The following is a 26,356-nucleotide window of genomic DNA, read 5'->3' on the forward strand; positions in this document are numbered from 1 at the left end:
ATAAACAAGTAAAGCGGCTGTCTCCCTTTTTAATTTAAAGCAATGGAACCCTCAACGGGAGGGTATATGCGTATGTTTGAAAAACACTCAACCCTCAATGCTTATTTGTCCGGTATTCTAACGACTTTGATGGGTTTTAGTATTGACCAATGGGTCGCCCTGATAGGGATAACCTGCACGGTTGCGACCTGCTTAGTCAACTGGTACTACAAATGGAAGGAACTCAAGTTAAAAGAGCGTCAGTATGAAGATACCGAAAAAAATATTGATGGCGACAGGCGGTAGTGCGTTGTTTTTAGCCTCAAGCATGATAACCCATTTTGAAGGGTTGAGACTTAAGCCCTATTTTGACGGGGGCGGTATTCTCTCTGTTTGCTACGGGCATACAGGCAACGATATTAAGCGTAATCGAACGTACACCAAAGCTGAATGTGACAAGTGGCTTAATGACGATTTGAAAGCAGTTAAGCGTTATGTTGACCCGTTGGTTAAGGTCAGTATCAATACGTTGACCAAAGCTGCCCTTTATTCATTTGCCTATAACGTGGGTGTGGGTAATTTCGCTAAATCGACGTTGCTTAAAAAGCTCAACGCGAATGACCGAAAGGGTGCTTGTGATGAGATGAAGCGATGGGTTTATGTCGATGGTAGAAAGTGGAAAGGACTAATGACCCGTCGAGAAATAGAGAGCGTAATATGTTATGGCGACCTTACGCATTTGTCGTAGTGATTATTGTGGGGTTAATTCTCGCATTAATTTTCATCAACGCCCGTTATCAAAACGTCAAACAAAACTACCAAACGCTAAAACAGCAATATCACGCTCAACTCCAAGCCGTGAAATTACAGCAGCAGAAGATCGACGCTTTGCACCAGCTCGATATTAAACACACCGAGGAACTGAATAATGCCAAAGCTCAAATTACCAAGCTCAATGATGCTGTTCGCGCTGGCACTAAGCGGTTGCGCGTCAACGCCGTGTGTCCAATACCTAAAACCACCCCCGCCAAAAGCCGACATGATGAAGCCACCCCACGACTTGGTGAAGCAGCTCGACAGGATTATTTCCGTCTCAGAGAGATGATGATTGAGAACGAAAAGCAAACAGAATATTTACGGCAGTACATTGAAACGCAGTGTCAATGAAGCAATAAGCGTGTTGTCGATTGAAATTAACCAGAATAAATTATATTAACTTAGCAGGAGGACGACATCAATGGCGGCATTATCTCCAGAGGTTAAGGCTTTCATCGTGCAGTCGTTAGCCTGTTTCGATAGTCCAACTCAGGTGCTCAAACAGGTGAAACTGGAATATGGATTAACGCTGACCGTACAACAGGTCTCTTCCTATGACCCCACAAAAGCGATTGGAAAAAGCCTTGGTCAAAAATGGGTTGATCTCTTTCACTTTACGAGAGAGCGATTCAAAAAAGAGATTAGTGACATTCCTATTGCCAATAAAGCGTATCGACTGCGTGTGTTAAACCGCATGGCTATTCGAACAGAGTCGATGGATAATTTTTTGCTCACGGCACAAATGATAGAGCAGGCGGCTAAAGAGTGCGGTGATTCGTATACGAATAAACAGAAAATAGAACATTCAGCAACTTCGCATAGTCAGGTTGAATTAATCACCCATGACATGACGCCTGAACAGGCGGCAGAAGCCTATAAAAAATTGATGGGGTAAAGGGTTAAAATAGCTAACTTATTTTGAATAAAAATAATATTAAATTAAAAATATCAATTTAATATCAATATCTTATTGAAATTTACTTCCTATTTTATATTTTTTATGCACACAGTTATGTGCGAAATATTTTTTTGACTCGCTTTTTTCCGGACAAATTCCTATGCCATTACCGTTCCCTTTTGACTTTAAAAAGCCGGATTATGTCCAGGTGTTTGAGTGGCGTGCTGAGCGATTAAAGCGTCTCCGTGAGCAGCCGAAAAGTCTTAAACTATTAACCCGATTTTACAAGGAAAACCCTGCACAATTTATCATTGACTGGGGCATGACCACAGACCCACGTAACATTGATTATGGACTACCGGTGACTATTCCTTTTTTGCTGTTCCCGAAACAGGAAGCCTGGATTGACTGGATAATGACCCGCTGGCGCTCGCGCGAAAACGGCATTACCGAAAAAAGCCGCGAAATGGGCTTAAGCTGGACGTCAATTGCGTTAGCCTGTGCGTTATGCCTCTTCAACAAGGAAATGGTGATTGGCTTTGGCTCCCGCAAAGAGGAGTATGTTGACAGCACGGGTGACCCGAAAGCGCTATTTTGGAAAGCGCGAAAATTTGTGGAAACGCTACCTCAAGAATTCAGGGGGGGATGGGAAGCGAAAAAGCATGCGCCTTATATGCGGGTCAATTTCCCAAACACAGGCGCCATTATCAAAGGGGAAGCAGGGGATAATATCGGACGCGGTGACCGGACGACACTCTATTTTGTTGATGAGGCCGCCTTTTTACCTCGTCCACTATTGATTGATGCCGCCTTATCGCAAACGACACGTTGTCGCATTGATTTAAGCTCGGTCAATGGTATGGCTAACCCGTTTGCTCAAAAACGTCACAGTGGCCGTATTCCGGTGTTTACTTTTCATTGGCGCAGTGACCCGCGTAAAGATGATTCGTGGTACGAAAAAGAGTGTCTGAAAATTGATAATCCGGTCATTGTGGCGCAAGAGCTGGATTTGAACTATCAGGCGTCGGTTGAAGGTGTCTTGATTCCGGCAGAGTGGGTACAGGCGGCGATTGATGCCCACACGAAACTTGGCATTAACCCAACCGGTATCCGCCTGGGCGCCTTTGATGTGGCGGATGAGGGTAGAGACAAGAACGCTTTTTCTTGGCGTCATGGTTTTTTGCTTGAGAGCATCGAAGAGTGGTCGGGAAAAGGCAGTGATATTTTTGGCAGCGTTGAGCAGGTGTTCAATTTAGCCGATAAATATCAGCTTGAAAGTTTTCGCTTTGATGAAGATGGATTAGGGGCAGGTGTACGAGGCGATGCACGTATTATCAATGACCAGCGCAGACAAAGAAGAGCTGTACGTATTGACGCCGTGCCATTTCGCGGTAGTGGTGGGGTATTTGATCCGGATAAAGAGGCGGTTGCTGGATTTGATGGACAAAACGCCCGATTAAACAAGGATTTTTTCGCCAATGCCAAGGCACAAAGTTGGTGGCATTTACGTAAGCGCTTTCAAAATGTCTATCGTGCGGTGGTAGAAAAACAGCCATTTAAACCGGATGAACTGATTGCAATTCATGGCGCAATGCGACTCAAAGACAAACTGATTGTTGAGCTATCGCAACCAACCTATTCCATTAACGCGGTGGGAAAAATCGTCATAGATAAACAACCCGATGGCACAAAGTCCCCCAATTTGGCCGATTCGGTGATGATTAACTTTGCCCCAATGAACACCTCACTTGAAATTTGGTCACTACTGGGCAGGAGCGCATGACAAAAAAGAAAAAATCACTACATCAAAAAACGGTTGATGGGTATGAGAATTTTACCGCCCGAGTCGGGATGCAAACCCCCAATCAACATGCGGATTCAACTTATCGCCCTGACTGGACAAGTCGAAACCGGTTATTACTGGAGTATGCTTACCGCTCATCATGGATAATTGGTGCGGCAGTCGATACTGTCGCCGATGATATGACCCGAAAAGGCGTGCGTATCACCTCACAAATGGAGTCGAGCGATAAAGGTGAAATCGAATCCTTATTTGATGAACTGGAAATCTGGGAAAGCCTGAATAACACCATTAAGTGGTCACGGCTCTACGGCGGCGCATTAGGGCTTATTATGATAGAAGGGCAAGCGCCTTCTACCCCCTTACGCGTCGAGACGATAGGACAAGGGAGATTCAAAGGTATTTTACCGCTTGACCGTTGGCAGGTTAACCCCGATTTGAGTCGGCGTATCAAAACGTTAAGCAAGGACTTAGGAAAACCCGAATTCTACGACATTGTGACCGTTGAGAACGGCATCCCCGCCTGGAAAGTGCATCATAGCCGCCTGATCCGTTTTGACGGTGTGACGCTCCCTTATCAGCAAGCCAAAACCGTGAATGAGTGGGGTATGTCGGTCATTGAACGTATTTTCGACCGGTTAACCGCTTTTGACAGCACCACAACCGGCATTGCACAACTGGTATACAAAGCGCATTTGCGAACATTTAAAGTGAAAGACCTCCGCTCAATCATTGGTATGACGGATCCGCGTTATGAAGCGCTAATGAAACACATGAACATGATACGTCAGTACCAGAGTAATGAAGGCATGACGCTCATGGACGCTGACGATACCTTTGAAACGCATAGCTATTCGTTTTCAGGATTAGATAACGTATTGGCGCGGTTTGCTGAACAAATCAGTGGGGCAACTGGTATTCCCTTAGTCCGATTGTTTGGTCAATCGCCATCAGGCTTTAATACCGGCGATGCGGATTTGGCCAATTACTACGATAATATCGCGACACAACAAGCAAGGCGCCTAAAACAACCGTTACGCAAACTGTTTGAAATCCTCCATCAATCGGCATTAGGTAAACCGTTACCCGGTGATTTTACGTTTGCTTTTAATCCGCTGTGGCAAATGTCAGACATGGATAAGTCTACCGTTGCAGTTAACATGATTAATGCGCTCAATGCGGCACAAGATGGCGGGATGCTGTCAACAAAAGCGGCAATGTCGTCGCTACGGGATTTGTCCGATGTTATCAGTATAGGCAGTACCATCACCGATGAGGACATAGCGAATGAGGAAGAAGAAGCACCGCCAAGGCTCAGTGCTGTCCACGCACCAACGGTCAAAACGGGCGGAAACCCAATATCGAACGAGCCTTAGTCAAGTTGCTCGTAAAATCGGGGCTATCATCAATCAACAATACGACGGTTCGAATGATTCAGTGCTAGACATTCAGCAAGCATTAGCGGATTACAGCGAACTTATCGCGAGTTGGGCAAAGCGGGTAGCGACAAAATTTGTCGACACGGTATCACAGGATAATGCGAAATTGTGGCAGCAAAATAGCCGTGAAATGAGCCGTGAGCTCAAACAGTTAATTGCTCAAGCTCCTGTAGGTCATGTGATGCAGTCTATTGTTTATGAGCAAATAGAGTATATCAAATCCTTGCCGATTGAAGCCGCTGATAGAGTCTACGATATCCAAAACCGAGCGATTGAAGCGGTCGTTAACGGCGAAAGACCTGAACATTTTACCACAATGATAGCGCAATCCGGTCAGGTGGCGGCATCGCGGGCAAAGATGCTAGTCCGTACCGAACTAGGCCGAGCAACACAAGCCCTAACCCAAGCGAGAGCATTGGCAATCGGTTCAAACGGCTATATCTGGCGCACCGCCCATGATGGGGACGTGCGACATTCCCACAAACAACTGGAAGGGCAGTTTGTCAACTGGCACAACCCACCTACCCTGGATGGGTTGACAGGGCACGCGGGCGCATTACCCAATTGCCGTTGCTACTGTGAAGTCTCTTTTTCTGACAGATAACATCATGAAATATTTTTTTAAAACCCGTCTGGGTAACACCCGTTATCAGATGGCGGACGGCTCGCTACTGTGTAAAAACGTTCCGATTGCCCGAACAGGCACGCAAGTTTATTCCGCCTTGGATTTGCCGAATCTGACGCCTGACAATCGTGGCCAAATTCTCGTTGAAAGAAGCGAAGATGAAGTCTTTCGTCCTGAAACGCTGGCCTCTTTTGAGGGCATGAGCCTCACACTGCTGCATCCCGAAGATGGGGAAGGCAATGTCATTTTTGTTGACACCGACAATTGGCGCGATTTAGCGCAAGGGCATGTGCAAAACGTCAGACGCGGAGAAGGGGAACAGTTGGATTTGATAATCGCGGATTTAATTATCAAAGATGCCCTCGCCATTGAAGAAATTAATCACGGCAACGACGAAGTCTCGTGTGGCTATGACGCGCAGTATGAACAGCTTGCGCCTGGCATCGCACGTCAGTATGAAATCGTTGGCAATCATGTCGCTCTGGTACCTAAAGGCAGAGCGGGAATACGATGTGCAATTGGAGACAGTATGTCAAATAAAACGCAAACCTGGTTCAAGCGGCTATTAAGTGCCCACCGCACGAAAGATGCCGTGGCCATGGAATCAGCCTTAAACAATCCGCCAGAATCCCTCACCGGTGATGAAGGTACAAGTGAGTTACCAAAAGCAATCAATATTAATATTAGCCCACAACACCCGATGCCAGCCGAAAAAACCGAAGTCGAGACCCGTGATGAGGGTGTTAATGATGTCATTCAGGCTATTTTGACCCGATTAGATGCCCTTGAGGGGAAAACCGCTGATAGCAGTGATAAACCGGAGGATAAAACAGCCGGTACGGTTGATGACGAGGAAAAAAACGAAAAGGCAGAAACCATTACCGGCGATGCGGCGTATAAAGCAGAGTTGATTATGCCAGGGATAGCGTTATCCACACCGATAAAACCCACCACCTTTAAACGTCAGGTGTTAGCCAATGCAGACCAAACTATTGTGCGCGCTATTGTCGGCGATGCGGAAATTAACCGATTACCCAAGCGCACAGTGGATATGGCCTTTAATGCGGTCGCAGAACTTTCGAAAAACCGCAATATCGCAAATACCTCCACTATCGATTCAATCCGAAAATCCGGCAATGCGATTGCGGATTTAAACAAGTCAAATGCCGAATTTTGGGCGACACGAGGTAAACAACAATGATGAAACCTTATTTATACCGGATGCCAGTGGGTATCGCCGGTGCAATCTCCCGTTACCGTGATTTAACCACCGAACCGGTGTTACTAAAATCTAAAGACGGTTTTCCGGACTATGGACTAGCAGGTAAATATGACGGCGATTATTTTGTGCCGCTTGCTGAAAATGACACGGCAGACGTCATCAAAGGCATTTATATTCGCCCTTATCCAACGACGCAAACGCAGGATTTTATCCGGCAAGTCGGCAAAGAGAAAAATTTTACTGGCGATGCGCTAAAACGCGGATATGTCTTGGTGAATATCGGTGTGGATAGTCAACAGGTTAAAAAAGGCGCCAAGGTCTATGTGCGAGTGGCAGGAGCAACGGATAAAAGCCCGCTGGGTGCTATTTTGATTGCTGAAGAGAAAACGGGAACAGGCGCATCAGAAAAAACCAATACCGTGATATTGAATAATGCTGAGTTTACCGGCCACGGTGATGCTGACGGCAACGTTGAAATCTCGTACAAAATTTAAGGAATTAACCCATGTTAACATATGACCAACGCACGTTTGACTCAACCGGTGCTTTTCTTATCGGTGAGCTCGAGCGTTTAGACCAAACGATTAATATGCCTTTGGTGCAATACACCAACAGTCGGGATGTCCAACGCAGGGAAGATGTCTCGATTGCGGATGAAATTTCGAGTTTTACCCGTACGGGTTTTGCGGCGGCAGGCAGTGGCGCCAACCCGAATGGGAAAAACTGGATTGGTACAGATTCGACCGCATTAGCGAGCATCAATATCGATATTCAAAAATACGGCTTCCCTTTGCCGCTTTGGGGAATGGAGTTGGGCTGGACGGTTGTCGAATTACAATCCGCCAGACAAGTCGGTCGCCCCGTGGATGCACAGAAACATGAAGGGATGCGTCTGAAATGGAATATGGATATGGACGAACAGGTCTATATTGGTGATACCGGATTGGGCATTAAAGGCTTGCTGAATCTTGACAATATCAAGACTAACAATGCCGCCAAAACCTGGAGCCAGTCCACCGCTGATGAAATCCGTGACAGTATTAATAAAATACTCAGTGATGCGTGGGCAGCATCGGCCTACTCGATGGTTCCCACCGACTTACTTATACCACCAGAACAATTTGCTCACCTATCCAGCGTTATCGTCTCTAGTGCGGGTAACCAGTCATTACTGACGTATCTCAAAACTAATACCATTGCCTATCACCAAAACGGGGTGCCACTCAATATTTATGCGGTGAAATGGTTAAAAGGGCGGGGGGTCAGTAGCAAAGATCGCATGATCGCGTATACCAATGATAAACAGTATGTTCGCTTTCCAATGGTACCGTTACAGAGTATCCCTATCCAGTATCGCGGATTGTATCAATTGGTGACTTATTATGGTCGTCTGGGTTCGGTTGAAGCGGTTTATCCGGAAACACTGGCCTATTGCGATGGTATCTAAGCCCCGTATTGGGGCTTCATTTTTGGAGTTTGATTATGAAAATTCAAGTGCATACGGCGTTTACGCTTACCCATGACTCCGGTGAACGAACCGATTTTGATGTGGGTATCCATGAGATCAGCAAAAGCACGGCAGAGCATTGGTTTACCGAGGCGCATAGTATTGTCCTTAATCCCGTAAAAGCGCAAACCAAAGAAACAGTGAATACCAAGAAAAAAGGGAAAGAAGAAATCAACCAGGAACCTGAAAATAAAGAGGGTATCGATGAGTCAACGGAACAAACACCTGTCAACGATCTAACAATTCCGCAATGATTTTCCTCAGTTTAACGATGAGGTTAAATTTCCTGATTCACAAATTCAGCTTCGTTTAAATTTAGCCGACAAATTCCTCAGTGAAAATGTCTCAGGGAGTGATGTCTTTCCTTACTGGGTGGGGTTATTTGTTGCGCATTACCTCACGCTTTATGCCATGGATTCACGTTCTTTACAGGCAGGGGGTCTGGGCGGTTCAAGTTCAGGGGTGGCAGCCGCTAAGTCGGTCGATAAGGTCAGTGTCAGTTACGATAACAGCATGACGTTAAACCCCAATGCCGGATTTTGGAACAACACCCGTTTTGGCGCGGAATTTTATCAGTGGGTACTGATGTTTGGGGCAGGAGGACGGCAATTGTGAAAAGTGGTGTCGCACTACGACTTGATAAAACAAGTCAGTTATTTGCTGCCTTACATCAGCTGACCAAGCAAGATGTACTGGTGGGTATTCCGGCTGAAAATAGCAATCGCGATGACATTCCCTTTAGCAATGCAGCGATTGGTTATATCAATGAGTTTGGCTCACCGGCAAAAAACATTCCGGCCAGACCGCATTTGATACCGGGCATTCGTTCAGTGGAAACCAAAACCACCGCTGAATTGAAATCTGCCGCTAAAGCCATTCTGGATGATCAGCCGGATAAAGCAGAACAGGCGTTAAATCGGGCAGGCCAAATCGCCGTTCAAGGGGTGCAGACTGTCATTACCCAAAGCAATTTTACCCCTCTGGCTGACAGTACATTAGCTGCTCGCGCACGACGAGGACGTAAAGGGGCGGCGCAAGCGCTGGAAAATCGAAAAGCCGGTTTACCGCCCGATAACAACAACGCTAAACCGCTGATTGATACGGGAACCTATCGGCGTGCTATCACTTATGTTGTGAGGAAGAAAAATGCCAATGCTTGATGTAACCGATGTGCTTTTTGATCCGGATTTTTGCGATACCTCGCTCACTTACACCCGACGGGAAATTTTGATTGATGATGAAGGTATCACCTCGACAAAAGAAAGCACTTTTCCTTTTTCAGGTGTCGTTACTGTAGATAGTTCAATTGAAGCGCAAATACGCACATCGGGTCAACTAGTGAGTGGTCGAATACTGGTTGTCACCACCACCCGATTAATAGCCGGTGAAACTCATCATATTGGTGATATTGTCACTTATCAGGGGCTCAAATATCTGGTGAAATCCGTCGATCCTTACACCGCTTATGGCGCGGGATTTGTTCAAGCGCATTGTGAACTAATGCCGTTTGACGGAGGTATCGCTCATGAGCAATAACAGCAGTACGGAGGCGGGATGGCTAACGTCCTTTGATGATAATGCCCTGTACAATGAAGGCTTAAATCGTCTGTTAAGCCTTTGGGTTTGTGGCGTCTCGGGGTTGCCCGCAAAACACGTTTTACCTCGCTGGCAACGCGATCCGGCACCGTTGCCATCCCCTGATACTAACTGGTGCGCGTTTGGCCTCATCGATATTGAGAGTGAGCCAAATCCCGCCATGGTCAATCAACGTGATGAACTAAGCGAACTTTGGCAGTACGAGACCTTAACGTGTATGGCCTCTTTCTATGGAAAAGACGGCATGTACTATGCCGCCCGTTTTCGTGATGGCCTTATGCTTAGTCAAAATAACGCGGAACTGAATAAATCCAATCTTACTTTAGGTAGTTACAGTCAAATTAATGCTTTTCCTGAGCTTATCAACAATCAGTGGGTGAACCGGTTTGATATAACCGTTCATCTACGTCGCAAAGTGGTGCGTCGCTATCACATCAAATCAGTGACAGATGTCACCGATCATGCAAAACTGATCCACTAACGATCATCTAAAACTGATCCACTTGGTATTATTCGTACATTTTTGTACGGGTAATTTATGTTAACCAAGGAGATATTTGTGGATATTCATGTTCGCTTTACACAAGGACAAAGCCTTCGAAAAATTGCCCGTGAATTAGGCATTTCCCGTAACACCGTAAAACATCATTTACAACAACAGGCAATGCCAACTTATGCTAAAAGAAGTAAACAACCGAGTAAACTGGCACCCTTTAAACCTTATTTGCTTCAGCGAATTGAATTGGCTAAACCTGATTGGATCCCTGCAACAGTGTTATTTGATGAGGTAGCTGAAAGAGGTTATCAAGGCGGTATTGCTCAGTTACGCCGATTTGTTTGTCAATTTAAACCAAGCATTGTTCCCGAAGCTGTCGTCCGTTTTGAAACACAGCCAGGTCAACAAATGCAAATCGACTTCACCAGCATCCGGCGAGGTAAAAAATCCCTAAAAGCGTTTGTTGCAACACTAGGCTATTCGCGTGCTAGTTATGTAAAGTTCTTTGATAATGAACGAGCAGGATCGTGGCAACAAGGTTTAAGAGAAGCTTTCGACTATTTTGGTGGTGTACCACAGGAAGTATTGTGTGATAACGCAAAATCCCTCATCATCGAACGGGATGCTTATGCAGAAGGTGAACATAAATTGCATGTCGAAATGCTTCAAATGTCGAAAGATTACGGTTTTAAATTGAAGGCTTGCAAGCCCTACAGGGCAAAAACGAAAGGGAAAGTAGAGCGCTTTAACCACTATTTAAAAAACAGTTTTATCGTGCCATTAAATACCGACCTTCGTGCTCATAACCTTGAACTAGATATCGAGATAGCCAACGCAAAAGTGGGTCCATGGTTACAACGCGTTGCCCATCAGCGGATTCATGGAACAACGTTAGAAAAGCCAGCAGACAGATTAGCTAAGGAAGTTAAGTATCTTCTTCCCTTACCAGCAAGGGTTTGCCAATCTATCCCGCAGACTAATACGCTTAATATTCGTATCGTACCGCCCCTTGAATCTGTCAATTTGCAACACTCAATCAGCGTATATGAAGCATTGCTGGGAGGTGAACATGTTATTGCATGAACAAATTGAACACCTGTGTGAGTCATTGAAATTAAATTCTGTTCCCAGTCATTGGTCATCACTTGCAGAACAATGCATTGCCCAAGACAAAAGCTACGGAGAGTTTTTACTGTCCCTATTAAAATGTGAGCAACAACAACGAGATGAACGAACTCGTAATCTCTTGAGTCGGATGGCAGGATTCCCAGTACACAAAGAACTTAATACGTTCGATTTTAAGTTTGCAACGAGTGTTCCTAAACAACAAATACAGGAATTAAGCGCATTAACATTTATTGAACGTAATGAAAATGTCGTATTGCTTGGCCCAAGTGGTGTAGGTAAAACGCATTTAGCTATTGGATTAGGATTAAAAGCAGTACAGGCTAGGAAGAAAACTCGCTTTACAACAGCGGCTGAACTGATGTTGCAACTCTCAACTGCCAAACGACAAAATAAGCTCAAACAATATCTATCACGTTCGGTGATGGTCCCGAAGTTGTTGATCATAGATGAGATTGGATACTTGCCGTTTGGGCGAGAGGAAGCAACCCTATTTTTTAATGTGATTGCCAAGCGTTATGAGCATGGTAGTGTCATATTGACGAGTAACTTATCATTTGGGCAATGGCCTGGTACTTTTGCTGATGACGCAACATTAACCGCCGCTATGCTTGATCGTTTACTTCATCATTCGCATGTACTGCAATTAAGCGGTGAAAGCTATCGATTGAAAGATAAGCGGCGATCAGGAGCAATAACCGAGTAAAACAGTGGATCAATTTTGATTGATCGTATTTAGATAAAAAGTGGATCAGTTTTCGGTGATCGTTGACAACAGATGCCCACGTCACCTTTTTGGGAGACAAATAATGTCAACAGGTTTACCCATTTCAAGGGTGGTTAAGGTCACGCTTGATATGTCACCGCGCGCGGCAAGTGGCCGTAATTTTGGTTCACTGCTGATTTTAGGTGACTCACCCGTTATCGATCCGCTTGAGCGATTACGGGCGTATTCCAATATTGAGGAAGTCGCCAATGATTTTGGTACAACCGCACCCGAGTATCAGGCGGCTTCACTCTATTACCAGCAGTCACCCAAACCCGTCGATTTATACGTGGGACGCTGGGTAAAAGCAGCCTCACCCGCACTATTACGCGGTGGAATACTGACCGAAGAAGAGACAAAAATTAACAATTTTAAGGCGATTACCGATGGCGCGATGAATATCAGCGTAAATGGAAGAACGGTTAAGTTAAGTGCCATTGATTTTTCGCAAGAAACCAATTTAAACGGGGTTGCCGCAAGAATTAGTGAAAAAATGACTACCTCCACGATGACGTGGAATGCTAGCGATAGTCGCTTTGTGGTGACATCGAATACTGCCGGTAAAACAAGTGCAGTGGGTTTTGCTTCCGCGCCAGAATCAGGCACTGACTTATCAGCGTTGTTGAAACTCACCCAAGAGAGCGGCGCAACGCCGGTTTCAGGTATGGACGGTGAAACTATCGTTGAGGCGGTGAAAACCTTGGCGGATTTTTCGAGCAACTGGTATGGACTGGTGGTAACCGCTGCCCTTTCTACCGATGAAGTCAACGGCATTGCCAACTTTATTGGCGCAGCAGGGAGCGCCAGGGTGTTTGGTTATACCACCCAGGATACCGCCGTTCTTGATAGCACGAAAAATGATGATATTGCCTCCGTGTTAAAACAAGCAAAATATCAACGGGTGTTTACCCAATATTCGGCCTCGACGCCCTATGCAGCAGCCTCGGCTTTTGGACGGGCGTTTTCCGTCAATTTCAACGGCAATAACACCACGATCACCCTCAAATTCAAACAGGAACCTGGTGTTAAAGCAGAGACGTTGACTACGTCACAGGCAAATACGCTGGCGGCCAAAAATTGCAATGTGTTTGTCAATTACGATAACGACACTGCCATCATACAAGAAGGCGTGATGGCCAATGGTGATTTTTTCGATGAACGCCACGGCCTTGACTGGTTGCAAAACTTTGTGCAAACCAATTTGTACAATCTTTTGTATACCCGTACCACCAAAATCCCTCAAACGGAGCAAGGCAGCACGACGCTTTTAACCAATGTTGAGCAATCCCTGGCGCAGGCGGTCACTAATGGATTACTTGCACCGGGTATCTGGAACGGCGGCAGTATAGGTCAATTGGCAAGCGGAGATACGCTCACCAAAGGTTATTACGTCTATATTCAACCGCTTGCGGAGCAGGCGCAATCTGAGCGTGAAAAACGTAAAGCGCCGCCGATTCAGGTTGCCTGTAAGTTAGCGGGTGCCGTGCATTTCGCGGATGTCTTGATCACCATTGTTCGATAAGGAGAGAAAATGGCCGCTTATAGTTTTGTTAATGTTTCCGCCACGCTAACCGGCCCCACGGGGGTGATAGATTTGGGCGCGGGCTCGGCGAACTCGGAAGAAGGCATTGTGGTGACAATGACCGAGGCTAAAAACACCATGACCATTGGTGCCGATGGAGAAGGGATGCACACACTACACGGGGGGAAGTCAGGCACGATAACCGTAAGCCTCATTAAAGCCTCGCCTGTTAACAAAAAACTGATGATCGTCTATAACGCGCAAAGTGTGTCATCAGCGCTTTGGGGTAATAATGTAATTGTGATACGTAATCCGGTATCCGGCGATATCATCACCGCGCGTAGTTGTGCCTTTCAGAAAATACCGGATTTGCAAAATGCAAAAGAGGCGAATGTCTTATCGTGGGTCTTTGACTGCATTAAGATCGACGCCTTATTAGGAGAGTTCTAGTGGAAATTGAAATTAACGGTCATGAATATCGAAGTCAAAAACTCAATGTGTTTGACCAGCTTAGGGTAGCGCGAAAGTTATTGCCGGTGCTATCCGGTTTAACCGGCGAATTACAAAAGTTGCGACAAGGGGAAATGTCAATGGCGGCGGTGTTACCCGTTATGGCAAATTCTATTGCCCAAATGAGCGATGAAGATTGTAACGCCATTTTGCACCCTTGTTTAGCCGTGGTTTCACGCAAAAATGCCAAGGCATGGACGCCGATTTTTCGCCAGGGCGAATTGATGTTTGATGATATTGACTTAAAAACCCTGCTTGAGATTGTGGCCCAGGTGATTGGACACTCCCTCGGTAATTTTTTTCACGCACCCCAAGGCGACGAGATAGCCAGCCTCCCCTCACAGGATTAACGCTAGATTCAATGCCGGATAGCAAGGACTTTTTACGCCTTCCTGTTAAGTATGGCTACATTAAATTCGACAAATTAAAAGATGGCTCAATCGATTTGGCGGATTTGGCCGAGATGAACGAGTGGATAGACATCGAGCAGGATAATGAAGCGCGAATTGCGCGTTGGAGAAACCACCATGACTAATGCTGAAACGTTGCGGGATTTTCTCATCAGCTTAGGTTTTAAGGTTGATGACAGTGGCATGCGAAAATTTCAGTCCGTTGTTACGGGGGTGAGTGCCAATGTTATCAAACTGGGGGCGACTGTTGAGGGGGCAGCGCTGACCGTCGTGGGGTTTACCACGCAAATTGCAGCAGGATTGGATAAAATGTACTGGGCGTCAACGCGTACAGGCGCCAGTGTTAACGGCATAAAAGCATTAGGGTATGCCGCCAGTCTCACCGGCAGTAGCGCAGAAGCGGCAAGCGGTTCACTTGAAAATCTGGCGCGATTTTTAAGAAACAGTCCGGGGGCAGAGGGATTTTTAAATCGGCTTGGGGTGCAGACCCGAGATGCCAATGGCAATTTGCAGGATATGAGCGCCATTTTTACTCGTGTGGGGAATAAACTGGCCTCCATGCCCTATTACCGCGCGAATCAATATGCTCAGCTACTCGGTATTGATGAAAATACCTTGATGGCAATGCGTAGAGGCATTAATGCCTTTTCTGCGGATTACCAGCGGATGCTCAAGCAAACAGGATTTAACGCAGACGTTGCTGCCAAACAGTCAAACCAGTTTATGACCTCGATGAAAGGATTGACGGGGTTATTTGGTGTTTTGCGTGATAAAATCGGGTCTAATCTGGCGGGGGGACTGAGCAGCGAGATAGACAACTTGCGCAAAAGGATGCTGGATAATTTTCCGAAAATCGAGTGGGCGTTAACGAGTATAATCAAAGGTATCATTCAAGTTGGTGAAATAGTCAGTCGCATTATCTGGCGAATGAGTCAGGTGATAGGACAGGTTTTTGATTGGTGGCGTAATTTAGACGAAAAATCTAAAAAACTCATCACGACCTTTAGCGGATTGGCAACGGCTATCTGGGTGCTCAATCGCGCATTCTTTGCCTCGCCCATCGGGATTATCACCGGTCTTATTGCTGCTTTACTGTTACTTTGGGAAGACTACCAGACGTGGAAAGAAGGGGGTAAATCCTTTATCAACTGGTCTAAGTGGGAAGGTGAAATAAACCACGCGAAAGCGGCATTTAAGTGGTTAGGTGAAAAATTAACAGGATTGGTTGACCTGGTAGGCGGTTGGCAAAATGCGCTTGAGCTATTGGCTATTTTTATCGCTGGTGCATGGGTGAGCAAGGTGTTAGGTGCTTTTGGCAAAATTGTCAAATTACCTATCCCGCCTTGGCTAAAATTATGGGGTCTCTATGCGGGGTATCTGATTTCAGATAAAGACAATATCAGTAATAGCGCAAAGGCTTCATGGGACTACAACACCCGACAGGTGAAACGCGCGATTGGTAACGGTTTGGATTTTCTAGGTTTTGATAACAGTTGGGCGAATAAAAATCAAGGTGGCAATATACCGGATAATATCGCCGATGTGCCTACCGGCGACATGCCAAGGGGTATTCGTAACAACAATCCGGGTAATCTGAATTTTGTTGGGCAACGCGGTGCAGTACGTGAATCACCTAACGGAAGATTCGCCAAATTCAATACCGCATTTGAGGGCTTACAAGCCCTTTCTTCACAGCTTAATCGCTACGCTGAAAGAGGCTTAAATACGGTTGAAAAAATTATTAGCACCTGGGCTCCCGCCAGTGAAAATAATACTCGCGCCTACATTGATAAAATCTCCGGTAAATTAGGGGTGTCCTCTGACACGGTATTGAATCTAGCTAATCCGGCGGTCATGACATCGCTCATGTCTGGTATCGTTGAGCACGAAAATGGTCGCCAGCCGTATAGCCAGACAATGCTCTATCAAGCAGCGAATGCGGGTATGGGAAATAATATTGACCAGAATATCACGATTAATGTTGAAGGTGCACCTGACCCATACGCCACTGCCAATACGATCGCCGATAAACAAACGGGCGTTAACGCCAGACTGATTGGACAATTAACTCAGCGAGCCTACTAATGGATATCCTTTCTACGCTTTTTTCACAACGATCGCGCAAAATTGGTTTGCTGGTGCCGGATGTCATTATCTCAGAAAAACATCAGGACACCCTTGAAATCACAGAACATCCGGTTGAACTGGGTGCGGAAATAGCCGATCACGCTTATAAGCGTCCAGCAGAAGTGACCATGGAGGTGGGTTTTTCAAGTGGGGGATCGCTGCTGGATTTTTGGGACACATCAAAATTGGGTATTAGCGTAGGGTTAAGCGCACCGGAAATTTACCAGCAAATTTTAGCGCTTCAAGCCAGCCGTCAACCGTTTGATGTGATAACAGGTAAGCGCAAATACCAGCATATGCTCATTCGGGCAATCGAAGTGACCACCGATAAACACACGGAAACCGTGTTGATGGCGATATTAACCTTACGGGAGCTGAATATCACCCAAACCCAAACGCTTAATATCAAATCTACCGATGCAAAAAATATGCGGGAAGGGAATGCAACGAGTGGTGTGAGCAATACCGGTATGAAAACGCCAAAACCCGTAGATAATCGCAGCCTATTACAGCGAGGAGCCGCATTTTTTAATGGAAATTAACGAAATACCGCTTACCCCCACCAACCAGCAATTTACGATTAAGTTATCCGATACCGTCTGGCAATTTCGCCTTATCTGGCGTGACAGTGCCGGATGGGTGCTGGATATGGTCACGATGGATAATCAACCTGTGATACAGGGTATTCCGCTAGTTGTGGGTGAAAATTTGGTTGCCCAATATAGCCACCTTATCAGCGAAGGGAAACTTGTCTTGCTATCGGATGAGGGAAGCGATATCACGGTCGATACATTGGGACAAACAGTAAAATTGTACTGGATAACGGGCTGATTGTTATGTCAAAAAACTGGATACGAAAATGCTCACTGATTATCAGTGATGAAAAGGGTGAAGGCATTGAGCTGTCAAATTTTCGCGCTACATTCAATATCACCTGGTCGGATACACGCTATCCTCGCACGGGGGTCTTTAAAGTCTGGAATCTGAAAAAAGAAACCCTAAGTCAAATTCAGGCGAAGGAATTTGTTAACGTCCAGCTGATGGCAGGCTATCAGGATAATGTGGGTCTGATATTCACCGGAAAAATCCGCTATACGATTTCAGGTAGAGATAATCTCACCGATACTTTTGTGATTGTTCAGGCGATTGATTCGCACGCGGCTTATGATTACGCCACGCTCAATACTACCTTAAGCGCAGGGCACACTCAGGCAGAGCAGCACAATACGTTACTGACAGGGCTTGCCCCTTACGGGATTGTCAAAGGCGTGACCCCTGAGTTTGATAACACCCGTTTTCCTAGGGGGAAAGTCTATTTTGGTATGGTTAGGGACGCCGCCGATAACCTGGCTGGACAATGCCTTGCCTCGTGGCAATACATTAACGGGCAGTTTGTGATGGTGCCAGAAAACAAATACGTCCAAGAAGCAATTGTGCTTAATAGCGCAACCGGATTGATTGGCTTACCACAACAAACGATTGAGGCGGGGGTTAATGTGCGTTGCTTGATTAATCCAAACATCCAAATAAACGGACTTATCCGTCTTGACCAGGCGTTAATCTATCGCACGATGTTACCGAACAGCGATATCGCTTTAGGGTACGAAAAGTTAACCGAAAACGATGACGGCAGCTTACGGCAAACGCAAGGCGCTGTTTCACAACCGGCCAGTCTTTCCACCGATGGCGATTATATTGTGAAAAACATCACGTATACCGGTGATACGCGCGGCAAGCCATGGTATATGGATTTGGTGTGTATTGCCAAAGGGTCAAATGACCGAATCGATATTAAAAAGGTGGGATAATGGCAATTTCCGTTTCAGAGCGTATTGGTGACCCGCAACAATTGCTCAAAGTCTTCAATCATGCGATTTCATCACAACTTCGCGTCGCTATGCCGGGTATTGTTCAATCATTCGATGCCAATAAAGTCACTTGTGTTGTACAGCCAGCGATAAAAGGAACCTTGAGCGATAGCCAAGGACAGGTGCAGTCGGTGAATTTGCCCCTGCTAGTTGATGTACCGGTAATATTCCCGCGCGGGGGCGGTGTGACAATGACCTTCCCCATCAAAAGCGGTGACGAATGCCTGGTGATCTTTGCAGACAGATGCATTGATTTTTGGTGGCAAAATGGCGGAATACAAGAGGCGATTGACCCCAGACAGCATGATTTATCGGATGCCTTCGCTTTTATCGGCCCACAATCGCAAGCGAAAACGATAAGTAACATCAATCAGAATGCCATGCAGTTAAGAAGTGACGATGGCGCCACGTATTTTGAAGTAAACCCGACAACGCAAAAAATGAAAATTGTTGCTCCAAACGGGCTTGAGATCGTCACCCCAGATGCTATTTTTTCGGAGAGGGTGACCATTAAAGGATTACTCAGTTGGTTGGGCGGCATGGTCGGTTCAACGGCCTCAGGTGTGGCCGTAAAAATTAGCGGTGCGATTGAATTTTTGGGCACATTGACATCTAATGGCAAACGGATTGATGACACGCATACCCACAAAGGCGTCAAAGCCGGTGGGGAGAGTTCAGGTGAGGTAAATTAAATGAAAGAAAGTGTTAACATTTTTTTTGGCGGTTCTTATTTGCACAAACTAAAAATCGCATGGCGACTTCTGGGCGTGATTTTTTTATTAATTCTTAATGATGAGCCTTCTCTCAAGTTGGAAGACATCAAGGTAGTTGAGAAAAATAAAAAGCAACAGTAAAAAGGTTCTATTGATGCGTTATCGACGAGAAACAAATGGGGGCGATTACAGCTTTGGGCAAGGCGATAACACGTTTTTAACCAACAGCCCTGATGCTGTCGCCCTGGCGATTAAAACCCGTTTGTCCCTCTGGCAGGGACAATGGTTTTTAGACAGCGAAGAAGGGATGCCCTGGTTGCAATCGGTATTAGGTAAGCCTTATTTGGAGGCTTACGGTATGACCCTCAAACAGCGCATACTGGATACACAGGGCGTAACCACGTTAACCGATTTTACTGTCAGCCAAAATCCAACCACCCGAAAACTGAGTATCACCGCAAAAGTACAAACCCAATACGGCGAAACTTCCTTTATCCACGAGGCATAATGTTAAATCTTGATACGTTAGGGTTGTCAGCGAAAGTGACTGACGACGGCATTCGTGCGCCGGATTATCAGACCCTACTGATGCGATTAACCGATTTTTTTCATCAAATTTATGGGCAGGATGCGTATTTAACGCCGGATAGCAAAGACGGCCAGATGATAGCCATTTACGCTTTAGCCATCCATGATGCCAATAATGCGCTCATCGCCACCTACAACAGTTTTAGCCCGAGTACCAGTGAAGGCGCTTCCCTATCAAATAATGTCGCCATTAATGGTATTTCCCGTCATGCATCGGGTTATTCGAATGTCGATGTTGTATTAACGGGTCAGGTGGGTACGGTGATAAAAAATGGCCGTGTACGCGATAAAAACGGCAATATCTGGCGATTACCTGAAACCGTCATACTCGATACGCACGGCGAAGCGACGGTGACGGCGGTTTGTCTGGTTGCAGGGAGTGTTACTGCATTGTCCGAAGAAATTACCGAGATAGCCACACCCACGCGCGGCTGGCAGACGGTGAGCAATCCCAAATCCGCAACACAAGGCAGACCGATTGAGACGGATAATCAGTTACGGGAGCGGCAACGAAAATCGGTATCACTCCCTTCACGCACCGTACTGGAGGGTATACAGGGCGCAATTAGCCTGATATCCGGCGTAACAAGACAACGCGGTTTTGAAAATGACACCAGTAAAACGGATACAAACGGTATTACTCCGCATTCCATTGCGATGATAGTCGATGGGGGCGATGTCACCACGATTGCCAACGCAATCGCGCAAAAGAAAACCCCAGGGGCAGTCACTTATGGCGATACCGCCGTGACAGTGAAAGACCGTTACGACATGCCAATTACGATTCGGTTTTCGAGACCTAAAACGGTTGATGTGCATGTGGAAATTGACTTAACCGCCTTTTTAGGTTTTACCACGCTCACCGATGATAAAATCCGACGTAAAGTTGCAGACTATATCAACCAACAACTCATTGGCGACAATCTGTATCTGACCCGTCTTTATTCACCGGCAAATCTGCCCGCTGATGAAGAAGGGAAAACGTTTGATATTACAGCGATAAAAATCGGGCGAACAGAGGCGGATGTCAAAGAAGAAAATTTGATTGTGGCTTTTAATGAAGCCGTCAGTTGTCGTGAGAATAACGTCAAACTGGTGGTGACCTCATGAGCGATTACACCGAGTACATTACCCCGCAACATCGTCAAGCAGAAAAGTTTACGAAACATATTGCGCTGATGACGCGCGCGCTAAGTGATATTTCAGCCTTAGCCTCACAGCTTAATGGTTTTTTCAGTATTGATACGGCAACGGGTAAACAACTTGACGCGGTCGGCGAATGGATAGGCTTATCACGTTTTGTCAAAACGCCGATTAAAGGGGTTTATTTTTCACTGGACACCGAAAAAGTGGGCTTTGACCAAGGGAGCTGGAAACGACGCTTTGATGCCGACAGTGGTTTTACGGAACTGGATGATGAGACTTATCGCTTTATCCTGAGGGCAAAAATACGCGCGAATCACTGGGACGGTACAAGCGAAATGCTCTCAGAAATTTATCAGGGTGTAATCCCTGATGAAACGGTAAAAATATTTTTTATCGATAATCAGAATATGTCAATGGATGTGTACCTGACAGGCGGGGTGATACCGGAAGTGACAAAAGCGGTTATCAAACAGGGTTATCTCAATATCAAGCCCGAAGGCGTAAGACTCAACGCTTATACCGGTTCCGAAGGGGATAACGGTATTTTTGGATTTGATGTCAACAATCGTTATATCGACGGGTTTGATGTTGGAAGCTGGTCGGTAAAATTATAGGAATAATCATGGCAAAAAATGAAATATTACCGTTTGGTATAGCAGACGGGGCTAACGTGTTGCCGGCAGGGGAATATCAGAAATTCACCGCGCGCAATAATGGTTTTAGTGCAGGGGTGGCGCGTTCGCAGGAACTCAACACCGTCTGGCGTCAGGCATCGATGATTGCACATGTGGTGGCGCAATTCATCGCTGAAACCAATAACAGTGATGTACTTGACGACGGCAACGTTGACAAACTCAAAGCCGGACTCATCAGTGCCTTATCGAAAAACGTGAATAACACGGTACCCGCCGCCACAAAAACCGTGGCGGGAATAACGAAACTCAGCAGTGCGACGAATAGTGATGATGAAACACAGGCCGCAACGCCTAAAGCTGTCAAAATTGCTTATGACTTAGCGAAAACGGTGAGTATTGATGAAATCAATAAAAAATTCGATAAAGCAAGCGTATTACAAACGACGGGTGATGCTACTGATAAAGTGATAAGCCAAAAAGCCTGTGACAAAAATTATGCCAAGAAAAATTCAGAAGAAACCCTCAAAGTAGGTAGACTTAACGTTGAATCGCCCACAGGTGATACAATTTTTAATTTGGGGGGCACTAACGGTTCTAGCGGTGCTGAGTTTGCTTACGTCAGAAGTTCAAAAAGAACGCAAGTGCATGATACTGGTTCAAATACAATAGTTCTATTTCCGCAAAAGTCAGGAGAGCTTGCGCTAACCTCCGATGTTGATCAGAGGAGCGAAAAATACAGCAAATGATAAGAATAATGGATGGTGGAAATGTGGAGATACAGGGATGATATTTCAATGGGGTTTTGACGGAAGAGGTGGTTCAGCAACAGAGAAAACGGTTACACTTCCTTTTGCGTTCAAAACTGCATGTTTTAACGTTCAGATAACACCATCTTATGTAAACGGAAGCCCTGATGCTGCAATCTTATTAAAAGCAATTAGCAAAACATCATTTACCGCCTACAGAGTAAGCGAATCCAGTTATAATTTTTATTGGTATGCTATTGGGAAATAAACGTGATTAGTATCTAAATATCTTAAATGTGTTTGTTTGAAGCTGCTACGTCACTCTAATTTTCAGTAAACGTTGGCAGCTCATATCTCTATGTTGCTGAAATGTCTTATTTATAGCTAGAGATGCTAGAAAAAGGTAGAACTATTTCATCAGGTGTTAATACTCTATCATATTCTCTTTCTTTTATGAGAATATTTTTATCAACCTCATAACCTAGTAAATCTGATAAGATATATTTATTCATCAACCCACTCAGATATCCATCTTTATTACGAAAAGATTCTATAAATTGACAGTTATATTGAAGATTAGTAGATTTATACATAAATGGTATAAGATATTGTTCTATTCCTTTTTCGAATCCATGCCCGACATTAACAATCTCGCCATGGTCTGATGTATAAATTAAATTATAATCAATTTTTTTTTCGTTAATAACATTAAAGAGATCATTAACAATCCGATCAGTATGATGGATAGTTAAATCATATTTTTCTGCATTAGGTAATGAATTTTTGTCTATTTCATCATAGTTAATATATGGCATATGGTTGCCATGAAGATGAATAACGATGAAACGCTTTTGTTCATTATCTGATAGTACGGTTTCTAATATGCTGGGTAGCATATCATCTTTATAATTAGTTAATTTGATATAATCGCTTTTTAATGTGATAAAACCATACTTAGAATCGTGAGTTCCTTTAATCTTTTGAGATCCCAGCCAATAAGTTTTATATTCATTGTATCTAGCCATTTCCACTATCGATTTATTAATAAATAAATTATCTTCATTCTCTGGTGTATGAAATGCTAAGGTCATTGATACGGAATCTCGAGTTATCGGTCGCTGGAATGGACATTATTTACTATACAAGCATCTTCTGTAGAAAATATTTTTGCCATATTTGGTGTTGTATTTAAACGATAACCGTATGTGCTGTAACGTGAGAATAATGAGGATTCCCCCATAATCAATATAATATTTTTATTATCGTTGTTTCTCTTTGAGACTATGGAATTGTTTAGTTTTTCTATTTCTCGTGTATCTGAATATTTATTTTTAATAAATGGCGAGATAGATAAATAAGTTATATCGCCTAATATCAAAGGTATCTTGTGGTGTAAGAATGAGCCCAGCTCTTCTTTATTCTCTCTAATATCAGGAATTAACCTATGTTCATCTTTTATGTCAACAAGCGTTAATGCAATAGTTAAAAAAGAGAAAAGTAGCGTTATATATAAAAATGAACGATTACTACTTAAGTGTTTTTTTATTTTATTTAGAAAATAGAATAAGGCTATTGTTAAAATCAATGAAGGTAAAATTAACTGTAAAAATAACCCATATAGCATCAATAATACTTCTTTTATGTTGGTCTCAAGCATTGATTGAAGTACGGATATTGTTATATTCCGATTAGAATAGAACGAATAAATAATTTTTAAACTAATTAAAAATAAAAGAAATATTCCGATGAGCTTTTTTATTTTGCTATTATTAATAATTAATACAAAGGTTATTAAGAGAATAGTAAAAGTAGATACATGAGGGACTCTAGAATCTTCTTCAAAAACAAGAATATTCAGAAGTATCGATACTAAAAATATTAATAGCAAAATTATATAGTTAAGATTATTTTTTTTCATATATTTCAATTTTTATAATAACAAATTAGCCCCATCACAGGGGCATCATATTAGCAGCGTTGACGGAAGTTGTTAACCATTAGTTGTTGGTTGCGTGTAAGTGGCTTTGTGAGAGATAGCGGTTTTGTTCTAAGCATTAGGGCGAAGATAGCACGTGAAGGGTGGAAAATAAATTTGTACATATATGTGTATATATGAATAAATTAAGATAAATATATGTTAGTTAAATTATTGATTAATAGATTAAATTATTATTTAATAATTTATTTGAAGGATTAACTAATCAAAATGAAGCCGGTAGTCCGATTCCTGGTGTGGCAAATTGTTGGACAACCGCCGGTAATCGGATTTGGTTTTTTTATTTAAGACCGAATGCCAAGTGGTCAAATGGTGACCCTGTCACGGCTAAAGATTTTGTTTATAGCTGGCGTCGCTTGGTTGATCCAGTAAATAATTCACCATTTGCTTACTTTGCCACCCTGGCAGGTATCAAGAATGCGCAAAAAATTATTAATAATGAACTACCAATTGAAAAGTTAGGTGTTGAAGCTATTGATAATCATACTTTAAAGGTCACTTTAGAGCAGCCGGAACCCTATTTTCTAAATTTAACTAACCATTTTAGTTTCTTTCCGGTTAATCAGAAAATAATCGCCAGATATGGCCAAAATTGGGTCGCACCAACAAACTTAGTTGGCAATGGTGCTTTTATGTTATCTGAGCGTATTGCTGGCGAAAAAATTGTTTTGCAACCTAACCGACATTATTGGGATCATAAAAATACAATTTTAACTAAAGTAACTTTTGTACCGATTAAACAGAGAGCTCGCGCATGGCAAAGTTATTTTGCAGGTGATGTTGTCGAAACAGAATTTTTGCCTGAGCATTTAGATAGCAAATTATTGCAGCAAATACCTGATGAGTTTTATTTGGCCGAGCAATTAGCAACTTATTACTAACCTGAGTTCGGGATAAGCATTATCAATTATACTTGAAGATACGTACCTGCAACAGGTATCTTTGGTTTAGATGGCATTAAACAATATGCAACCAGTCCGCCTAATAAATTCACTACAAAGTTAGCCGGAGAGCGATGTCGCGTATGCTCTATTTGACAAAGATTTTTTAACTCATCAAATACCGTTTCAATGACAGAACGATGACGCAAGATGGCTTTGTCGAAACAAGTCTGTTTAATAGGCTTCATTTTCTTCTTGATATTCGTTATAAGGCTAATTCCCATCGTTTTGAGTTGCTGTTTCAGTGAAGCCGATAAATACCCTTTATCTGCGTACAAACAACCAGAAAGATCCTTTGTCAGCTCAGGCAATGGTTTCCGATCATCGGTGTTTCCTGGTGTGAGTCGAAAACTGAGTATTTCCCCCAAATGATTGATAATTACATGAAGCTTGAAACCAAAGAACCAACCTGTTGAATTTTTTCCCCGTTCAGCTATCCCATTGAAGACTTTATGTCTGCGGATCCGTAAGTTATCACACACCGCTATCGGAGTAGAATCGGCAACCGATAGCCCCGTGCATTTTCCCTTAATTGACTCAAACAGTGCCGTTAACGCTAAGGCACTACGCGGAAGTAACTCTACACAGCGTGAATAGGATGGCAAGTTAGGAAATTCCTTCCGGAGATATAAGCGGACATAATAGAGATAAAATACCTTGAATTGCCTGAATCGGAGTTGATGAAACAACACAACCAGTGTCATCATTTCCGCCAACGAAAGCTGAGTAGACCGTCTACGACGCTTAGTACCGTTAGTCAGCAAATATTCATGCATTTTTGGCTCGAAGTCTTTGCAAAAATCATCCATCAGGCAATAAAGTTCAGTAAGATTTTCCATAATTGTTTAACAATGCTCTACTCTTTAACCAGACTGTTAGAGTAT

General features: G+C 44.1%; 36 protein-coding genes. 33 read left to right on the plus strand and 3 right to left on the minus strand.

All coding sequences use genetic code 11. From position 1 onward, the window contains the following. Positions 1-66 precede the first annotated feature (66 nt). From V3224_RS04015 to V3224_RS04170, 32 genes are all read left to right on the plus strand, one after another. Positions 67-285, plus strand: coding sequence for a phage holin family protein (locus V3224_RS04015; RefSeq protein ID WP_334468677.1), 219 nt, complete (start codon positions 67-69; stop codon positions 283-285). Continuing rightward, the gene (locus tag V3224_RS04020; protein ID WP_334468678.1) at positions 245-727 is read left to right on the plus strand and encodes a lysozyme; all 483 of its coding nucleotides are present in this window, start codon (positions 245-247) and stop codon (positions 725-727) included. The genes V3224_RS04015 and V3224_RS04020 overlap by 41 nt, the downstream gene beginning before the upstream one ends. Next, a complete protein-coding gene (locus V3224_RS04025; RefSeq protein WP_334468679.1) occupies positions 697-1,146 on the plus strand; it encodes a lysis protein in 450 nt (149 codons plus the stop codon). The genes V3224_RS04020 and V3224_RS04025 overlap by 31 nt, the downstream gene beginning before the upstream one ends. Positions 1,147-1,216: 70 nt before the next feature. Then, the gene (locus V3224_RS04030; protein ID WP_334468680.1) at positions 1,217-1,690 is read left to right on the plus strand and encodes a DUF2280 domain-containing protein; all 474 of its coding nucleotides are present in this window, start codon (positions 1,217-1,219) and stop codon (positions 1,688-1,690) included. Between the two features lie 163 nt (positions 1,691-1,853). After that, complete coding sequence (locus tag V3224_RS04035; protein WP_334468682.1) at positions 1,854-3,476, plus strand: TerL protein; 1,623 nt, start codon at positions 1,854-1,856, stop codon at positions 3,474-3,476. Further along, positions 3,473-4,870: a DUF1073 domain-containing protein gene (locus V3224_RS04040; RefSeq protein WP_334468684.1), complete on the plus strand. Its 1,398-nt coding sequence runs from the start codon at positions 3,473-3,475 to the stop codon at positions 4,868-4,870. The genes V3224_RS04035 and V3224_RS04040 overlap by 4 nt, the downstream gene beginning before the upstream one ends. Then, positions 4,782-5,537 carry a phage head morphogenesis protein gene (locus V3224_RS04045; protein ID WP_334468686.1) on the plus strand — a complete coding sequence of 252 codons (756 nt, stop codon included), beginning with the start codon at positions 4,782-4,784 and terminating at the stop codon, positions 5,535-5,537. Before V3224_RS04040 ends, V3224_RS04045 begins: the two co-directional genes overlap by 89 nt. A gap of 4 nt (positions 5,538-5,541) precedes the next feature. Next, positions 5,542-6,759, plus strand: a complete 1,218-nt coding sequence (locus V3224_RS04050; protein WP_334468687.1) for a DUF2213 domain-containing protein — start codon at positions 5,542-5,544, stop codon at positions 6,757-6,759. Beyond that, entirely contained in the window at positions 6,756-7,274 is a 519-nt protein-coding gene (locus V3224_RS04055; RefSeq protein WP_334468689.1) for a structural cement protein Gp24, read from the plus strand. Before V3224_RS04050 ends, V3224_RS04055 begins: the two co-directional genes overlap by 4 nt. A gap of 11 nt (positions 7,275-7,285) precedes the next feature. Continuing rightward, positions 7,286-8,227, plus strand: coding sequence for a DUF2184 domain-containing protein (locus V3224_RS04060; RefSeq protein WP_334468691.1), 942 nt, complete (start codon positions 7,286-7,288; stop codon positions 8,225-8,227). A gap of 35 nt (positions 8,228-8,262) precedes the next feature. Then, on the plus strand, positions 8,263-8,541 hold the full coding sequence (locus V3224_RS04065; protein WP_334468693.1) for an STY1053 family phage-associated protein: 279 nt from the start codon (positions 8,263-8,265) through the stop codon (positions 8,539-8,541). A 43-nt stretch (positions 8,542-8,584) separates the two neighbouring features. After that, entirely contained in the window at positions 8,585-8,902 is a 318-nt protein-coding gene (locus tag V3224_RS04070; protein ID WP_334468771.1) for a DUF4054 domain-containing protein, read from the plus strand. Then, positions 8,899-9,447, plus strand: a complete 549-nt coding sequence (locus tag V3224_RS04075) for a hypothetical protein (protein WP_334468695.1) — start codon at positions 8,899-8,901, stop codon at positions 9,445-9,447. Before V3224_RS04070 ends, V3224_RS04075 begins: the two co-directional genes overlap by 4 nt. Continuing rightward, positions 9,434-9,823: a head-tail adaptor gene (locus tag V3224_RS04080; RefSeq protein WP_334468697.1), complete on the plus strand. Its 390-nt coding sequence runs from the start codon at positions 9,434-9,436 to the stop codon at positions 9,821-9,823. The genes V3224_RS04075 and V3224_RS04080 overlap by 14 nt, the downstream gene beginning before the upstream one ends. After that, positions 9,813-10,364: a phage neck terminator protein gene (locus tag V3224_RS04085; RefSeq protein WP_334468699.1), complete on the plus strand. Its 552-nt coding sequence runs from the start codon at positions 9,813-9,815 to the stop codon at positions 10,362-10,364. Before V3224_RS04080 ends, V3224_RS04085 begins: the two co-directional genes overlap by 11 nt. Before the next feature lie 57 nt (positions 10,365-10,421). Further along, entirely contained in the window at positions 10,422-11,462 is a 1,041-nt protein-coding gene (istA, locus tag V3224_RS04090) for an IS21 family transposase (protein ID WP_334468700.1), read from the plus strand. Further along, the gene (istB, locus tag V3224_RS04095; protein ID WP_334468702.1) at positions 11,449-12,210 is read left to right on the plus strand and encodes an IS21-like element helper ATPase IstB; all 762 of its coding nucleotides are present in this window, start codon (positions 11,449-11,451) and stop codon (positions 12,208-12,210) included. The genes istA and istB overlap by 14 nt, the downstream gene beginning before the upstream one ends. 103 nt (positions 12,211-12,313) lie before the next feature. Continuing rightward, the gene (locus V3224_RS04100) at positions 12,314-13,792 is read left to right on the plus strand and encodes a DUF3383 domain-containing protein (protein ID WP_334468704.1); all 1,479 of its coding nucleotides are present in this window, start codon (positions 12,314-12,316) and stop codon (positions 13,790-13,792) included. Between the two features lie 9 nt (positions 13,793-13,801). Next, positions 13,802-14,242, plus strand: coding sequence for a phage structural protein (locus V3224_RS04105; RefSeq protein ID WP_334468705.1), 441 nt, complete (start codon positions 13,802-13,804; stop codon positions 14,240-14,242). Further along, positions 14,242-14,652 carry a phage tail assembly chaperone gene (locus tag V3224_RS04110; RefSeq protein WP_334468706.1) on the plus strand — a complete coding sequence of 137 codons (411 nt, stop codon included), beginning with the start codon at positions 14,242-14,244 and terminating at the stop codon, positions 14,650-14,652. Before V3224_RS04105 ends, V3224_RS04110 begins: the two co-directional genes overlap by 1 nt. Positions 14,653-14,663: 11 nt before the next feature. After that, positions 14,664-14,837 carry a DUF6889 family protein gene (locus tag V3224_RS04115; RefSeq protein ID WP_334468707.1) on the plus strand — a complete coding sequence of 58 codons (174 nt, stop codon included), beginning with the start codon at positions 14,664-14,666 and terminating at the stop codon, positions 14,835-14,837. Beyond that, on the plus strand, positions 14,830-16,797 hold the full coding sequence (locus V3224_RS04120) for a lytic transglycosylase catalytic (protein ID WP_334468708.1): 1,968 nt from the start codon (positions 14,830-14,832) through the stop codon (positions 16,795-16,797). Before V3224_RS04115 ends, V3224_RS04120 begins: the two co-directional genes overlap by 8 nt. Beyond that, entirely contained in the window at positions 16,797-17,381 is a 585-nt protein-coding gene (locus V3224_RS04125; protein ID WP_334468709.1) for a phage baseplate protein, read from the plus strand. The genes V3224_RS04120 and V3224_RS04125 overlap by 1 nt, the downstream gene beginning before the upstream one ends. Beyond that, entirely contained in the window at positions 17,371-17,670 is a 300-nt protein-coding gene (locus tag V3224_RS04130) for a phage baseplate plug family protein (protein ID WP_334468710.1), read from the plus strand. Before V3224_RS04125 ends, V3224_RS04130 begins: the two co-directional genes overlap by 11 nt. Positions 17,671-17,675: 5 nt before the next feature. Continuing rightward, positions 17,676-18,647 (plus strand): phage protein, encoded by a 972-nt coding sequence (locus tag V3224_RS04135; protein ID WP_334468711.1) that lies wholly within the window; start codon positions 17,676-17,678, stop codon positions 18,645-18,647. Next, complete coding sequence (locus tag V3224_RS04140; RefSeq protein ID WP_334468712.1) at positions 18,647-19,399, plus strand: Gp138 family membrane-puncturing spike protein; 753 nt, start codon at positions 18,647-18,649, stop codon at positions 19,397-19,399. Before V3224_RS04135 ends, V3224_RS04140 begins: the two co-directional genes overlap by 1 nt. Continuing rightward, positions 19,400-19,561 carry a hypothetical protein gene (locus V3224_RS04145; protein WP_334468713.1) on the plus strand — a complete coding sequence of 54 codons (162 nt, stop codon included), beginning with the start codon at positions 19,400-19,402 and terminating at the stop codon, positions 19,559-19,561. A gap of 13 nt (positions 19,562-19,574) precedes the next feature. Continuing rightward, complete coding sequence (locus V3224_RS04150) at positions 19,575-19,928, plus strand: hypothetical protein (RefSeq protein ID WP_334468714.1); 354 nt, start codon at positions 19,575-19,577, stop codon at positions 19,926-19,928. Further along, positions 19,928-21,118: a baseplate J/gp47 family protein gene (locus tag V3224_RS04155; protein ID WP_334468716.1), complete on the plus strand. Its 1,191-nt coding sequence runs from the start codon at positions 19,928-19,930 to the stop codon at positions 21,116-21,118. Before V3224_RS04150 ends, V3224_RS04155 begins: the two co-directional genes overlap by 1 nt. Continuing rightward, complete coding sequence (locus V3224_RS04160) at positions 21,115-21,768, plus strand: DUF2612 domain-containing protein (protein WP_334468717.1); 654 nt, start codon at positions 21,115-21,117, stop codon at positions 21,766-21,768. The genes V3224_RS04155 and V3224_RS04160 overlap by 4 nt, the downstream gene beginning before the upstream one ends. Positions 21,769-21,776: 8 nt before the next feature. Then, positions 21,777-22,535, plus strand: coding sequence for a phage tail protein (locus V3224_RS04165; protein WP_334468719.1), 759 nt, complete (start codon positions 21,777-21,779; stop codon positions 22,533-22,535). After that, complete coding sequence (locus V3224_RS04170; protein ID WP_334468721.1) at positions 22,501-22,803, plus strand: gp53-like domain-containing protein; 303 nt, start codon at positions 22,501-22,503, stop codon at positions 22,801-22,803. Before V3224_RS04165 ends, V3224_RS04170 begins: the two co-directional genes overlap by 35 nt. 106 nt (positions 22,804-22,909) lie before the next feature. Here V3224_RS04170 and V3224_RS04175 read toward each other — a convergent pair whose 3' ends face one another. Together V3224_RS04175 and V3224_RS04180 are read right to left on the minus strand one after the other, a co-directional pair. After that, a complete protein-coding gene (locus V3224_RS04175; RefSeq protein ID WP_334468723.1) occupies positions 22,910-23,626 on the minus strand; it encodes a sulfatase-like hydrolase/transferase in 717 nt (238 codons plus the stop codon). 17 nt (positions 23,627-23,643) lie between these two features. Next, positions 23,644-24,192: a hypothetical protein gene (locus tag V3224_RS04180; protein ID WP_334468725.1), complete on the minus strand. Its 549-nt coding sequence runs from the start codon at positions 24,190-24,192 to the stop codon at positions 23,644-23,646. Between the two features lie 575 nt (positions 24,193-24,767). On the opposite strand from V3224_RS04180, the gene V3224_RS04185 reads away from it, so the two are divergent. Next, a complete protein-coding gene (locus tag V3224_RS04185; RefSeq protein ID WP_334468726.1) occupies positions 24,768-25,412 on the plus strand; it encodes an ABC transporter substrate-binding protein in 645 nt (214 codons plus the stop codon). A 26-nt stretch (positions 25,413-25,438) separates the two neighbouring features. On the opposite strand, the gene V3224_RS04190 is transcribed toward V3224_RS04185, so the two are convergent. Further along, positions 25,439-26,311, minus strand: coding sequence for an IS982 family transposase (locus V3224_RS04190; RefSeq protein ID WP_334467716.1), 873 nt, complete (start codon positions 26,309-26,311; stop codon positions 25,439-25,441). Between the last annotated feature and the right edge of the window lie 45 nt (positions 26,312-26,356).

Origin of the sequence: Arsenophonus sp. PmNCSU2021_1, assembly GCF_036919435.1 — a bacterium.
GTDB lineage: Bacteria > Pseudomonadota > Gammaproteobacteria > Enterobacterales > Enterobacteriaceae > Arsenophonus > Arsenophonus nilaparvatae.